11 protein-coding genes and 2 pseudogenes are annotated in these 11,821 nt (G+C 69.2%); 7 read left to right on the plus strand and 6 right to left on the minus strand.

Annotated elements, in window-relative coordinates:
* The 3 genes from ACFTZL_RS31140 to ACFTZL_RS31150 form a co-directional block, all read left to right on the plus strand.
* Positions 1–583 (plus strand): TetR family transcriptional regulator (locus ACFTZL_RS31140; protein ID WP_382589328.1); only part of this gene is annotated, 583 nt, incomplete at its 5' end.
* An 81-nt stretch (positions 584–664) separates the two neighbouring features.
* The gene (locus tag ACFTZL_RS31145; protein WP_382589331.1) at positions 665–904 is read left to right on the plus strand and encodes a heavy-metal-associated domain-containing protein; all 240 of its coding nucleotides are present in this window, start codon (positions 665–667) and stop codon (positions 902–904) included.
* A gap of 161 nt (positions 905–1,065) precedes the next feature.
* Positions 1,066–3,303, plus strand: a complete 2,238-nt coding sequence (locus ACFTZL_RS31150; RefSeq protein ID WP_382589334.1) for a heavy metal translocating P-type ATPase — start codon at positions 1,066–1,068, stop codon at positions 3,301–3,303.
* 639 nt (positions 3,304–3,942) lie between these two features.
* Here the strand turns inward: ACFTZL_RS31150 and ACFTZL_RS31155 are convergent.
* Both ACFTZL_RS31155 and ACFTZL_RS31160 read right to left on the minus strand, forming a co-directional pair.
* Positions 3,943–5,232 carry a citrate synthase gene (locus ACFTZL_RS31155; protein WP_184592880.1) on the minus strand — a complete coding sequence of 430 codons (1,290 nt, stop codon included), beginning with the start codon at positions 5,230–5,232 and terminating at the stop codon, positions 3,943–3,945.
* A gap of 178 nt (positions 5,233–5,410) precedes the next feature.
* Positions 5,411–7,681 carry an ATP-dependent RecD-like DNA helicase gene (locus ACFTZL_RS31160; protein ID WP_382589339.1) on the minus strand — a complete coding sequence of 757 codons (2,271 nt, stop codon included), beginning with the start codon at positions 7,679–7,681 and terminating at the stop codon, positions 5,411–5,413.
* 503 nt (positions 7,682–8,184) lie between these two features.
* Between ACFTZL_RS31160 and ACFTZL_RS31165 the strand changes: the two genes are divergently transcribed.
* A complete protein-coding gene (locus ACFTZL_RS31165; protein ID WP_382494143.1) occupies positions 8,185–8,355 on the plus strand; it encodes a hypothetical protein in 171 nt (56 codons plus the stop codon).
* On the opposite strand, the gene ACFTZL_RS31170 is transcribed toward ACFTZL_RS31165, so the two are convergent.
* Together ACFTZL_RS31170 and ACFTZL_RS31175 are read right to left on the minus strand one after the other, a co-directional pair.
* The gene (locus tag ACFTZL_RS31170) at positions 8,333–8,551 is read right to left on the minus strand and encodes a DUF397 domain-containing protein (protein ID WP_382589342.1); all 219 of its coding nucleotides are present in this window, start codon (positions 8,549–8,551) and stop codon (positions 8,333–8,335) included. The genes ACFTZL_RS31165 and ACFTZL_RS31170 overlap by 23 nt on opposite strands.
* Positions 8,538–9,362, minus strand: a complete 825-nt coding sequence (locus ACFTZL_RS31175; RefSeq protein ID WP_382589345.1) for a Scr1 family TA system antitoxin-like transcriptional regulator — start codon at positions 9,360–9,362, stop codon at positions 8,538–8,540. The genes ACFTZL_RS31170 and ACFTZL_RS31175 overlap by 14 nt, the downstream gene beginning before the upstream one ends.
* Positions 9,363–9,491: 129 nt before the next feature.
* On the opposite strand from ACFTZL_RS31175, the gene ACFTZL_RS31180 reads away from it, so the two are divergent.
* On the plus strand, positions 9,492–9,815 hold the full coding sequence (locus tag ACFTZL_RS31180) for a hypothetical protein (RefSeq protein ID WP_382589348.1): 324 nt from the start codon (positions 9,492–9,494) through the stop codon (positions 9,813–9,815).
* A 33-nt stretch (positions 9,816–9,848) separates the two neighbouring features.
* Positions 9,849–10,220, plus strand: coding sequence for a DUF4345 domain-containing protein (locus ACFTZL_RS31185; RefSeq protein WP_382589350.1), 372 nt, complete (start codon positions 9,849–9,851; stop codon positions 10,218–10,220).
* A gap of 16 nt (positions 10,221–10,236) precedes the next feature.
* Here ACFTZL_RS31185 and ACFTZL_RS31190 read toward each other — a convergent pair whose 3' ends face one another.
* Entirely contained in the window at positions 10,237–11,109 is an 873-nt protein-coding gene (locus ACFTZL_RS31190) for an alpha/beta fold hydrolase (protein WP_382589353.1), read from the minus strand.
* A gap of 94 nt (positions 11,110–11,203) precedes the next feature.
* Between ACFTZL_RS31190 and ACFTZL_RS31195 the strand changes: the two are divergent.
* Positions 11,204–11,626, plus strand: a pseudogene (locus ACFTZL_RS31195) (MarR family winged helix-turn-helix transcriptional regulator); the annotation flags it as partial.
* Here the strand turns inward: ACFTZL_RS31195 and aspA are convergent.
* Positions 11,609–11,821 (minus strand): annotated as a pseudogene (aspA, locus tag ACFTZL_RS31200) (aspartate ammonia-lyase); the annotation flags it as partial. The pseudogenes ACFTZL_RS31195 and aspA sit on opposite strands and share 18 nt — an antisense overlap.

The raw sequence follows: 11,821 nt of genomic DNA on the forward strand, positions 1-11,821 counted from the left end.
GCGCCGGATCACCCAGCTGCTCGATGCCGCAGCCACGGTCTTCTCCACGACCGGCTACACGGCCGCCAGCACCAACGCCATCGCCCGCGAGGCGGGCGTCTCGCCGGGCACGCTGTACCAGTTCTTCCCGAACAAGGAAGCGATCGCGATCGAGCTGGGCGGGCGACTCATGCACGAGATGCGGCAGTCCTACGACGAGGTCCTCAGCCCGATCGACCCCGCGGTGACCCCGATCGAGGAGGCGATCACCGGGACCGTCGACCGCTTCATCGAGTTCAACTGCCTCCACCCGGCCTTCTTCGTGCTGATGCACGGCCCCGACATCCCGGGGCGCATCGCCGAGGAGCACGACGCGCTGCACACCACGCTGGTCACCCGGGTCGAGGCGCTCCTCACCCCGTACGCGCCCGACGCGCCCGCCCCGGCCGTCACCCGCACCGCCCAGATGTGCGTCGGCATCTACAAGGCAGGCCTGGAGCTGATCCTGGCCCACGAGGGCGCCGAGCGGGAGGCGTACATCCAGGAGCTGAAGGACGCCCTCCTGCGCTACCTGCGACCCCTGGCCGAGGACGTCGTCCACTGATACCCCCTAGGGGTACAGTTGGAGATGTGCGGACCCCCATGGGGCCCCACAGCCCCACATGCCTCGACGAGGAGTAACGACATGACCGCCCAGACCGACACCACGGGCCCCGTCACCACCGTCTACAAGGTGAGCGGCATGAGCTGCGGCCACTGCGAGGGCGCCGTCTCCGGCGAGATCTCCGGGATCTCCGGCGTCAGTTCGGTGACGGCCGTCGCCTCGACCGGCGAGGTCACCGTCGTCTCCGCGGCCCCGATCGAGGACGAGGCCGTACGCGCCGCCGTCGACGAGGCCGGATTCGAGCTGGCCGGCAGGGCCTGACCCCCGCCTTCAGCGAGAGCCGGGCGCGAGAGCCCGGAAGCCAGGCCTGAGACGCTCCAGACCTGGCACTCGTACCGACGTACGGGCCGTACAGCCGCCGCCCCGGCCCGTACGGCCCGTTCCGCTTCCCGGGCGCCCCGCCACCTCCTGGAGTGAAGGACATGACCAGCACCACCGCCCAGGCACCGCCGGACCCCGAGCCGGTGCTCGCCGAGGTCGAGCTGCTCATCGGAGGGATGACCTGCGCCTCCTGCGCGGCCCGCGTCGAGAAGAAGCTCAACCGCATGGACGGCGTCACGGCCACGGTGAACTACGCGACGGAGAAGGCCAGGGTCAGCTACCCCGCGGGCACCGAGGTCGCCGAACTGATCGCCACCGTGGTGAAGACCGGGTACACCGCCGAGGAGCCCGCGCCCCCGCGCGAGGAGGAACCCGCCGCCGAGGAGGACCCCGACCTTTCGGCCCTGCGCCGGCGCCTGGCCGTCTCCGCCGCCCTCGCGGTGCCCGTCGTCCTGCTGGCCATGGTCCCGGCCCTCCAGTTCGACAACTGGCAGTGGCTCTCGCTCACGCTCGCCGCGCCGGTCGTCGTCTGGGGCGGACTGCCCTTCCACCGGGCCGCCTGGACGAACGCCCGGCACGGCGCCGCCACCATGGACACGCTGGTCTGCCTCGGCACGCTGGCGGCGTTCGGCTGGTCCCTGTGGGCGCTGTTCCTCGGTGACGCGGGCATGCCGGGCATGCGGCACCCCTTCGAGCTCACGGTCTCGCGCGGCGACGGCGCCTCGCAGATCTATCTGGAGGTCGCCTCCGGAGTCACCGCCTTCATCCTGCTGGGCCGGTATCTGGAGGCGCGCTCCAAGCGCCGCGCCGGGGCCGCGCTCAGGGCGCTGCTGGAACTGGGCGCCAAGGACGTGGCCGTCCTGCGCGACGGGCGCGAGGTGCGGATCCCGGCACAGCGGCTGGCGGTCGGCGACCGGTTCGTCGTACGGCCCGGCGAGAAGATCGCCACCGACGGCACCGTGGTCGAGGGAGCCTCCGCGGTGGACGCCTCGATGCTGACCGGCGAGTCGGTGCCGGTGGACGTGACGGCCGGGGACACGGTCACCGGCGCGACGGTCAACGCCGGTGGCCGGCTGGTCGTCGAGGCCACCCGGGTCGGCGCCGACACCCAGCTCGCGCGGATGGCGAAGCTGGTGGAGGACGCGCAGAACGGCAAGGCCGAGGTGCAGCGGCTCGCCGACCGGATCTCCGGGATCTTCGTGCCGGTGGTCCTGCTGATCGCCGTCGCCACGGCCGGGACGTGGCTCGGGCTGACCGGCGACGGTGTCGCCGCCTTCACGGCGGCCGTCGCGGTGCTGATCATCGCCTGCCCGTGCGCGCTGGGCCTGGCCACCCCGACCGCGCTGATGGTCGGTACGGGCCGCGGCGCCCAGCTCGGCATCCTCATCAAGGGCCCGGAGGTCCTGGAATCCACGCGCCGGATCGACACGGTCGTCCTGGACAAGACCGGCACGGTCACCACGGGCCGGATGACCCTCCAGGAGGTGTACGTCGCCGAGGGTGCCGACGAGAAGGAGGTGCTGCGGCTCGCGGGCGCCGTCGAGCACGCCTCCGAGCACCCCGTCGCGCGGGCGATCGCGCTGGGCGCCGAGGAGAGGGCCGGACAGCTCCCGGAGGTCGAGGACTTCCGGAGCGTGCCCGGGCGGGGCGTACGCGGGCGCGTGGAGGGCCGTGAGGTCACCGTGGGGCGGCTCTTCGACGACGTACCGCCGGAGCTGGCCCGCGCGCGCGACGAGGCCGAACGGGCCGGGCGTACGGCCGTCCTGGCCGGCTGGGACGGGACGGCGCGGGCCGTGCTGGCCATGGCGGACGCGGTCAAGGAGACCAGCGCCGAGGCCGTACGGGAACTGCGCGCGCTGGGACTCACGCCGGTGCTGCTGACCGGGGACAACCGGGCAGTGGCCGAGACGGTGGCGAAGGCCGTGGGGATCGACCAGGTGGTCGCGGAGGTCCTGCCCGAGGACAAGGTCGACGCCGTACGGCGGCTGCGGGCCGAGGGGCGGGTCGTCGCCATGGTGGGCGACGGCGTCAACGACGCGGCCGCGCTCGCCACCGCCGATCTGGGCCTGGCCATGGGCACCGGCACGGACGCGGCCATCGAGGCGGGCGATCTGACGCTGGTCCGCGGCGACCTGCGGGTGGCCGCGGACGCGATCCGGCTGTCGCGCCGGACGCTGGCCACGATCAAGGGCAATCTCGTCTGGGCCTTCGGCTACAACGTGGCCGCGCTGCCGCTGGCCGCCGCGGGGCTGCTGAACCCGATGATCGCGGGGGCCGCGATGGCCTTCTCGTCGGTCTTCGTCGTCACGAACAGCCTCCGTCTCCGGACATTCCGGTGAAGTCCCCTGAATTCGCCCTAAGTTCACGGCGAACCTGATATGAGCCCCTCTGGAGTCCCGAGCCCGGCTCACATAAGCTCTTCACAAGGCTCGCGCATCATCCTTACGCTTGAGTCCCGGACGGCATTTCCGGGCTCTTGCGCAGCTAACGGACATATGCAAGAGACGCAGATCACAGTGATGTGAACGTAACCATCGAAGGGGTTCGAAGGTCTAAGTTGACGATGTCAGGGAGCGTCTTGGGGGGCGTTACCTGGCATCTGGAGATGTCTTGGGGGACTTCTCCAGAGATGCGTTGCCGGGGCACGCACACCGGGAAGCTTTGAGCGGCCCTCCCGGACGTGCGCTGTCCCGGCAGATCGCACACGACAGAGGTACGACGAGTTTTGCTCGTTGTGCTCACAGCGATTCAGGCGCTGTCCTCACAGACGCCCGGCCGGATCCCGTGGGGGGAATCCGCACCGGGACTGGGAAGGCGCCCTGGCCGTCGGCCCGTGGGGGGACCGGCGTTCCGGGGCGCCTTCTTCATTGCGTAAGAAATCACGTAAGAGATCGCGCAGGAGATCGCCCCTCTCGGGGGCTACGCGAGAGCCCCCGCATCCGGCAGTCGGATGCGGGGGCTCTTGCGGTTACCGAGCCTCAGCGGGCCTCGACGGGAACGAAGTCGCGCTCGACCACGCCCGTGTAGATCTGGCGCGGGCGGCCGATGCGGGAGCCCGGCTCCTTGATCATCTCGTGCCACTGGGCGATCCAGCCCGGCAGCCGGCCGAGGGCGAACAGGACCGTGAACATCTCGGTCGGGAAGCCCATGGCCCGGTAGATCAGACCGGTGTAGAAGTCCACGTTGGGGTAGAGGCTGCGCGAGACGAAGTAGTCGTCGGAGAGCGCGTGCTCCTCCAGCTTCAGCGCGATGTCCAGCAGCTCGTCGGACTTGCCGAGCGCGGACAGCACGTCGTGCGCGGCGGCCTTGATGATCTTGGCGCGCGGGTCGAAGTTCTTGTAGACCCGGTGGCCGAAGCCCATCAGGCGGACGCCGTCCTCCTTGTTCTTCACCTTGCGGATGAAGGTGTCGACGTCGCCGCCGGAGTCGCGGATGCCCTCCAGCATCTCCAGCACCGACTGGTTGGCGCCGCCGTGCAGCGGGCCCCACAGGGCGTTGATGCCGGCGGAGATCGAGGCGAACATGTTCGCCTGCGAGGAGCCGACCAGGCGGACCGTGGAGGTCGAACAGTTCTGCTCGTGGTCCGCGTGCAGGATCAGCAGCTTGTCGAGCGCGGAGACCACGGTCGGGTCCAGGTCGTACTCCTGCGCGGGGACCGAGAAGGTCATGCGGAGGAAGTTCTCGACGTAGCCGAGGTCGTTGCGCGGGTAGACGAACGGGTGACCGATCGACTTCTTGTACGCGTACGCCGCGATCGTCGGGAGCTTGGCGAGCAGGCGCGTCGTGGAGAGGTTGCGCTGGCGCTCGTCGAACGGGTTGTGGCTGTCCTGGTAGAACGTGGACAGCGCCGAGACGACCGAGGACAGCATGGCCATCGGGTGGGCGTCACGCGGGAAGCCCTTGTAGAAGTTCTTGACGTCCTCGTGCAGCAGGGTGTGCTGCGTGATGTCGTTCTGGAACGTCGAGAGCTCGTCGACGGTCGGCAGCTCGCCGTTGATCAGCAGGTAGGCGACCTCCAGGAAGGTGGAGCGCTCGGCCAGCTGCTCGATCGGGTACCCGCGGTACCGCAGGATGCCCGCTTCGCCGTCCAGGTAGGTAATGGCGGATTTGTACGCGGCGGTGTTGCCGTAACCGCTGTCCAGTGTCACCAGACCGGTCTGGGCACGGAGCTTCCCGATGTCGAAGCCCTTGTCCCCGACGGTGCTGTCGATCACCGGGTAGGTGTACTCGCCGTCGCCGTACCGCAGTACTACAGAGTTGTCGCTCACGTCTTCCCTCACCGACGTTGTGCCTCATCTTCGAGGTTGCCCTGACTGTCTCTACCATCCCCCACTTGGCTCAGGAGAGTGCACTCGGGGTCGACCATCGGGCCTATTGACGGCACTGAGTGCCGCCAACTTGCTCATCCTGCCCCCTGTGTTCCCCATCCGGAAGCCTCTGTGACCTTCACGACTCGTTTGATCGATCATTTTTTTGCGATCCGTGCGATCCGAGCCGGAAATCGAGTGCCGTGCACCGCCGGCCCGCCGACACCGTGCGCACCGCCTGGCCGATCGCCTTGCGCGAACCGACGAGGACGACCAGCTCTTTGGCCCGGGTGACCGCCGTGTAGAGCAGGTTCCGCTGGAGCATCATCCAGGCGCTCGTGGTGACCGGGATGACGACCGCCGGGTACTCGCTGCCCTGGGAGCGGTGGATCGTCACGGCGTACGCGTGCGCCAGCTCGTCGAGCTCGTCGAAGTCGTACGGAATCTCCTCGTCCTCGTCCGTCAGCACAGTGAGCCGCTGGTCGACCGGGTCGAGCGAGGTCACCACGCCCACGGTGCCGTTGAAGACGCCGTTCTCGCCCTTCTCGTAATTGTTGCGAATCTGGGTGACCTTGTCCCCGACGCGGAAGACCCGCCCGCCGAACCGCTTCTCGGGTGTGTCGGGGCGGCCGGGGGTGATGGCCTGCTGGAGCAGACCGTTCAGGGCGCCCGCGCCCGCCGGGCCCCGGTGCATGGGGGCGAGGACCTGCACATCGCGGCGCGGATCGAGCCCGAACTTGGCCGGGATACGACGAGCCGCCACATCCACGGTGAGCCGCCCGGCCTCCTCGGTCTCGTCCTCGACGAAGAGGAAGAAGTCCTTCATGCCGTCGGTGACCGGGTGTTGGCCGGCGTTGATCCGGTGGGCGTTCGTCACCACGCCCGACTGCTGCGCCTGCCGGAAGACCCGGGTCAGACGGACGGCCGGGATCGGTCCCCCGTCGGCGAGCAGATCCCGCAGCACCTCCCCCGCACCCACGCTCGGCAACTGGTCCACGTCGCCGACGAACAGCAGATGCGCCCCCGGCGGCACGGCTTTCACCAGCTTGTTGGCCAGCAGCAGGTCCAGCATGGACGCCTCGTCGACCACCACCAGGTCGGCGTCCAGCGGGCGGTCCCGGTCGTAGGCCGCGTCGCCGCCGGGTTTCAGCTCCAGCAGGCGGTGGACCGTGGAGGCCTCGGCGCCGGTGAGCTCGGACAGGCGCTTGGCGGCCCGGCCGGTCGGGGCGGCGAGCACGACCTTCGCCTTCCTGGCGCGGGCCAGCTCCACGATCGAGCGGACCGTGAAGGACTTGCCGCAGCCGGGGCCGCCGGTGAGGACGGCGACCTTCTCGGTCAGTGCCAGCTTGACGGCGGCCTCCTGCTCCGGGGCGAGGTCGGTACCCGTGCGTGCCTTCAGCCAGGTGAGGGCCTTGTCCCAGGCCACCGTACGGAAGCCCGGCATCCGGTCCTCCTCGGTGCGCAGGAGGCGCAGCAGTTGGGCGGAGAGGGAGAGTTCGGCGCGGTGGAAGGGCACGAGGTAGATGGCGGTGACCGGCTCCCCTCCGTCCGGCCCCGGGACCTTCTCCCGTACGACGCCGGGTTCTTCACCGTCCTCCCCCGGCTCGGCCAGCTCGGCCAGGCACTCGATGACCAGGCCCGTGTCGACCTGGAGGAGCTTGACCGCGTCCTTGATGAGCTGCTCCTCCGGGAGGAAGCAGTGGCCCTGGTCGGTGGACTGCGACAGCGCGTACTGCAGGCCCGCCTTGACGCGCTCCGGGCTGTCGTGCGGGATGCCGACGGACTGGGCGATCTTGTCGGCGGTGAGGAAGCCGATGCCCCAGACGTCGGACGCGAGCCGGTAGGGCTGGTTCTTCACGACGGAGATAGAGGCGTCGCCGTACTTCTTGTAGATGCGCACGGCGATGGACGTGGACACCTCGACGGTCTGGAGGAAGAGCATGACCTCCTTGATGGCCTTCTGTTCCTCCCAGGCGTCGGCGATCTTCTTGGTCCGCTTTGGGCCGAGGCCCGGGACCTCGATCAGCCGCTTGGGCTCCTCCTCGATGATCTGGAGCGTGTCCAGCCCGAAATGCTGGGTGATCCGGTCGGCGAAGACCGGCCCGATGCCCTTGACCAGACCTGAGCCGAGGTAGCGGCGGATGCCCTGGACGGTGGCCGGCAGGACGGTCGTGTAGTTCTCCACATGGAACTGCTTGCCGTACTGCTGATGCGACCCCCAACGGCCCTCCATGCGCAGGGACTCGCCGACCTGGGCGCCGAGCAGCGCGCCGACGACCGTGAGCAGGTCGCCGCCGCCTCTGCCGGTGTCGACCCGGGCGACCGTATAGCCGTTCTCCTCGTTGGCGTAGGTGATGCGCTCGAGTACGCCTTCCAGCGTGGCCAGTCGCCGCTCGCCCTGATCGGTCATGGTGGGACCGTACCGCCCGGGTAGGACAACGCCCTTGAATAAGCGACCGATCAGTATGCGGTCAACCGGTCACCTTTCACGGTGAATTCACAAGGACGACCAGAAGCTTTACAGTTCAAGCATCCAGGTTGGCCCTTTTGAACTCCTTTCCCGTGTCAGAATCCAGGGGTTCACCAAAGGGGGGCGGACCCGATTCCGGAGCGACCGTGATGCCGATGCCTCCCCCAGGCCCGACCACCCCTCGGCGCGCGTACACCGCAGGAGCGCTCCTCGTCGGCCTGTGCGCCGTGAGCACATTGACGCTGCTCGTGCTGGCTCCAGGGCTTTCCGGGGACCACGCGGTCGTGGCGCCAGGAACCTCCGCGCCGAACAAGAACACCCCCGGCTTTCCCGCATTGACCCGGACACCCATGCCGGAATTCCGCCCCCTGCCGAGCCCCGGCCCGGGCTGATTCCGCCTTGCCCGGTGAATTCGCCGCCAACCCGTATCACGACGAGGAACGATGTCACCCCAGGCCCAGAGTGTCGCCCTGTGGATCATGTCGCTGGCCATCAACATCACGGCGGCGTGCGCGGGGATCGTGTGGGGCTGGGAGGCTTTCGCGCAGTTTCTGCTGCCGGCGTTCGGGTCGGTGGTGGGGGCGTCGTTGGTCAGTTACAGCTTGCGGCGGTGAGGTGGCCGTCCTTGAGGGCGGTGACGAAGGCGGTCCAGCCGGTTGCCGAGAAGGTGAGGGTGGGGCCGGGGGTGGTTTTGCTGTCTCGGACGGGGATGTCCGTGCGGCCGCGAGCCACTTCCAGGCATTCACCTTGGTCGCCGCCGCTGTAGCTGGACTTGTACCACCCGGTGACGGTGCGCTCAGTGGTGACCATTCGCGTGTTCCTCCGCTGCCGCCCTGACTAGGGACAGTGACTCCTGCTGCGACAACGCGTCGCTCAGGGCCAGAGCGTAAGCGGTCTGACAGGCGCTCACCAGGGCAGGATCGTCCATCAAGTTCCCGGTCTGGAAGCCCTCGACGTAGGCCACCGGGGCCGAGTCCTCGAAGGTCATGAGCGTGAGCAGACTCTGCATGAGCGCGTGCGCTCCCACGCCGTAGGGAAGGACGTGCAAGCGCAGTCGTCCCGACTCGGCCATGTCCGCGATCTTGTGCAACTGCTCGGCCATGACCTGCGGCCCGCCCACACAACGTCGAAGAACCGCCTCGTCGAGCAGTGTCCAGACCACGGGCTGCGCCGGTCCGTCGAGGATTCGGCGGCGCCTTGTTCGGATGACAACGAGCTCGTCAAGTTCCTCGGGCGTGTGATTCGGTCGGTACGCACGGAAGAGAGCGCGTGCGTAGTCGTCGCTCTGCAGCACTCCGGGAACCAGCGAGAGCGCGAACTGCTGGATCAGCAGAGCCAGTTGCTCAAGCTCGGCCACGGCGGCGAAGTGATCGGTGTATTTCGACTCCAGATCCTCCAGCCACCGCGCGAAGAACCCGTCCGTCCCCAGCGCCCGGTCGATCCGCAGCGCGTCATCCGGCTTCGGGAGACGCCTCCCGGCCTCGAAGTGGCTGATCAGCGTGGGTGAGCACACGACCTGGTCGCCCAGCTCCTCCTGGGTGAGGCCGACGGCTGTCCGCCTCAGCCGCAGCTCCTCTCCGTACTTCTGACGCGGCGTTCGAAGCATGCGGCGTTCGTCCATGCGGCCCACTCCTCTTCTTGACAAACGCGATGTCAAGTTCCGACCCCTGGCAGCGTAGCGAGGGGCGACCCCACTCTGTGAGTGATTCAGCACAGAACGCATTCACCGCAGGTGGGAAGGCCGACAGACATGACAGACCGAATCGCCCGGCTCCCTGAGCAAGGGCGGCTGCTGCCGTGGACGAGTCCTGAGGGCAGGCCCTGCTACCTCGTCGGCGACGGGACCGGCTACGTCTCCCGTCTCGCCGACGACATCGAGGACGTACAGCTCGGCATGGCGGGCGACCTCCTCGGCCACGCCGACGAACTCCTCGCGGAACGCCGGGTGACGAGTGCGGAAGTGCACTACCTGGCCCGGCGGCTCACCGAGTCCCTGCGCGACGTCAAGCGGGTCGCGGAGAGCAGAGGGGCGCGGCTCGGCCGTAGCCCAGGTCATTACCCGGGAGGTAATTGAGGGCCCGCGCTCACGGACGGCACGCTCGCCGCCATGTCCTCTCTCTTCACAGGTCTCGTCGCGCTGTTCTTCCTGGGTATGGGGCTCTTCGGGCTCGTCGCTCCCAGGGCGCTCATCCGCCCTTTCGGTATCGAGCTGTCCGTCCCGGAAGCCCGCGCCGAAGTCAGGGCCGTCTACGGCGGATTCGGGGTCGCGGTCGGTGCCCTCCTCGCCTGGACGGCCCTCGGCGCCTCCGGCGATCTGCGGTCCGGCGTGGTGATCACGGTGGCCGTGTCGCTGGCGGGGATGGCGTTCGGGCGGTTGGTGGCCCGCGCGGTGGAGCGGCGGCCGTCGGCGTTCTACCCGTCCTGGTTCTACTTCTGGGTCGAGACCGTGGGAGCCGTTGTGCTGGTCAGCACTGCGTAGTCGGCGTGGGCGGGGCTCAGCCGGCGGGGCCGGTCAGGAAGTCGGTGATGCGGCGGCTCGCTTCGGCCGGGGCGGCGTGCGGCAGGGCGTGGTGGGAGACGTTCGGCAGTGTGGCCGTCGTGGCGTGTGGCAGCAGTTTTCCGGCGCGGGCGGCCACCTTGGACGGGTTGTGGGTCCGGGTGTTCTCGGCGAGGAGCACGAGGACCGGCAGGTCCAATCTGCGCAGCGCGCCCGGCTTCGGGCGTGGTCCCACCACCGGCCGCACGGAGGGGAAGCCGACGGCGGCCTCCTGGAGGGCGAGCCAGTCCTGGTCGAGGGGGACGCCCCTCGTCTCCCATTCCAGGAAGGTCCGGACCCGGCGGGGCGTGGGCCGCAGCGCCATCCGCACCGCGTGCAGTCCGTAGGCCGACTTCAGCTTGGCGAAGGACATGGTCGGGTCCAAGAGGACCAGACGGCGCACCCGGTGGGGCGCGCGCAGGGCGTACTGCAGCGCGATCCAGGCGCCGTAGGAGTGCCCGCCCAGGTCGGTGTCCGCGAGGCCGAGGCCCTTGAGGAGCGCGTCCAGCCAGGACACCAGGTCGGCGGTCGTACGGGGGTGGCGACCGGGGGCCGGTGTGCTGCGGCCCGGGGCGCCGATCAGGTCGACGGCGTACAGCCGATGGACGCGCGAGAGTTCGGCGGCTTGCCGGAACCAGGAGGCGGAGGTCGGGCTTCCGCCTCCCGGCAGCAGGAGGAGCGGAGGGCCGTCGGCCGGGCCGCAGATGTTCACGTGCGTCGTACCGAAGGGCGTGGGCACGGTCGCGGCCTCACGCGATGTCGGCCACTTGGCCATGACCGTGTCGTAGGCGGCGAGGAAGCCGTCCATGTCGTACGCACCGCGAGCGCTCATGAGCCAGGACCACCTTATTATCTCGCTCAGTGAGATACTTGTTGAGCGAGATGATAGTCGGAGGCTGCGGGTGCCCGACCAGAGGTACGAGGAGATGGAGATCGTCCATCTGTTGCGCGCTGTGACCGTCGACCTGGGGCGGCACAGCGCCCGGTTCGCCCAGCGCAACGGCATGCATCCCACCGATGTGCGGGCGCTGATCGTCCTGATGGACGCCTATCGCGCGGGCGAGGAGACCACGGCGGGGCGACTCGGTGCCGCGCTCGGGCTGAACTCGGCGGGGACCACCGCACTGGTCGACCGGCTGGAGCGGGCCGGGCATGTGCGGCGGGTGCGCGGCGAGCTGGACCGTCGCAAGGTCACCATCGAGGTGGACGAGAGCGCGATCGCCCTCGGCCGGCAGCACTTCGGCCCCCTGATCGACCGGGCGGTGGGCCTGTTGCAGGGGTACGACGAACGGGAACTGGCCGCGATCAGGGGCTTTCTGACCGGGGTACGGGAGGCCGCGGCCGGTGGCCAGGGCCTCCTTGGCGATGCCGGTGGCCGCCTCGTACCCGATGTACGGGTTGAGGGCGGTGACCAGACCGATGGAGTTCTCCACCGCGGCCCGCAGCTGCGCCGTGTTGGCCGTGATGCCGGCCACGCACCGCTCGGCGAGGGTCAGGCAGGCGTGCTCCAGATGCGTGATGCTCTCGGACAGGGAGTGCAGGAT

This window comes from Streptomyces sp. NPDC056948, assembly GCF_042674225.1.
In the GTDB taxonomy this organism is placed as follows: domain Bacteria; phylum Actinomycetota; class Actinomycetes; order Streptomycetales; family Streptomycetaceae; genus Streptomyces; species Streptomyces purpurascens.

Excerpts from the sequence above, each read along its gene's own strand:
- ACFTZL_RS31185 (WP_382589350.1), top strand. The coding sequence starts at position 9,849 with ATGTCCTCTCTCTTCACAGGTCTCGTCGCGCTGTTCTTCCTGGGTATG.
- ACFTZL_RS31190 (WP_382589353.1), bottom strand. The coding sequence starts at position 11,109 with ATGAGCGCTCGCGGTGCGTACGACATGGACGGCTTCCTCGCCGCCTAC.
- ACFTZL_RS31180 (WP_382589348.1), top strand. The coding sequence starts at position 9,492 with ATGACAGACCGAATCGCCCGGCTCCCTGAGCAAGGGCGGCTGCTGCCG.
- ACFTZL_RS31175 (WP_382589345.1), bottom strand. The coding sequence starts at position 9,362 with ATGGACGAACGCCGCATGCTTCGAACGCCGCGTCAGAAGTACGGAGAG.
- ACFTZL_RS31150 (WP_382589334.1), top strand. The coding sequence starts at position 1,066 with ATGACCAGCACCACCGCCCAGGCACCGCCGGACCCCGAGCCGGTGCTC.
- ACFTZL_RS31145 (WP_382589331.1), top strand. The coding sequence starts at position 665 with ATGACCGCCCAGACCGACACCACGGGCCCCGTCACCACCGTCTACAAG.
- ACFTZL_RS31160 (WP_382589339.1), bottom strand. The coding sequence starts at position 7,681 with ATGACCGATCAGGGCGAGCGGCGACTGGCCACGCTGGAAGGCGTACTC.
- ACFTZL_RS31170 (WP_382589342.1), bottom strand. The coding sequence starts at position 8,551 with ATGGTCACCACTGAGCGCACCGTCACCGGGTGGTACAAGTCCAGCTAC.
- ACFTZL_RS31165 (WP_382494143.1), top strand. The coding sequence starts at position 8,185 with ATGTCACCCCAGGCCCAGAGTGTCGCCCTGTGGATCATGTCGCTGGCC.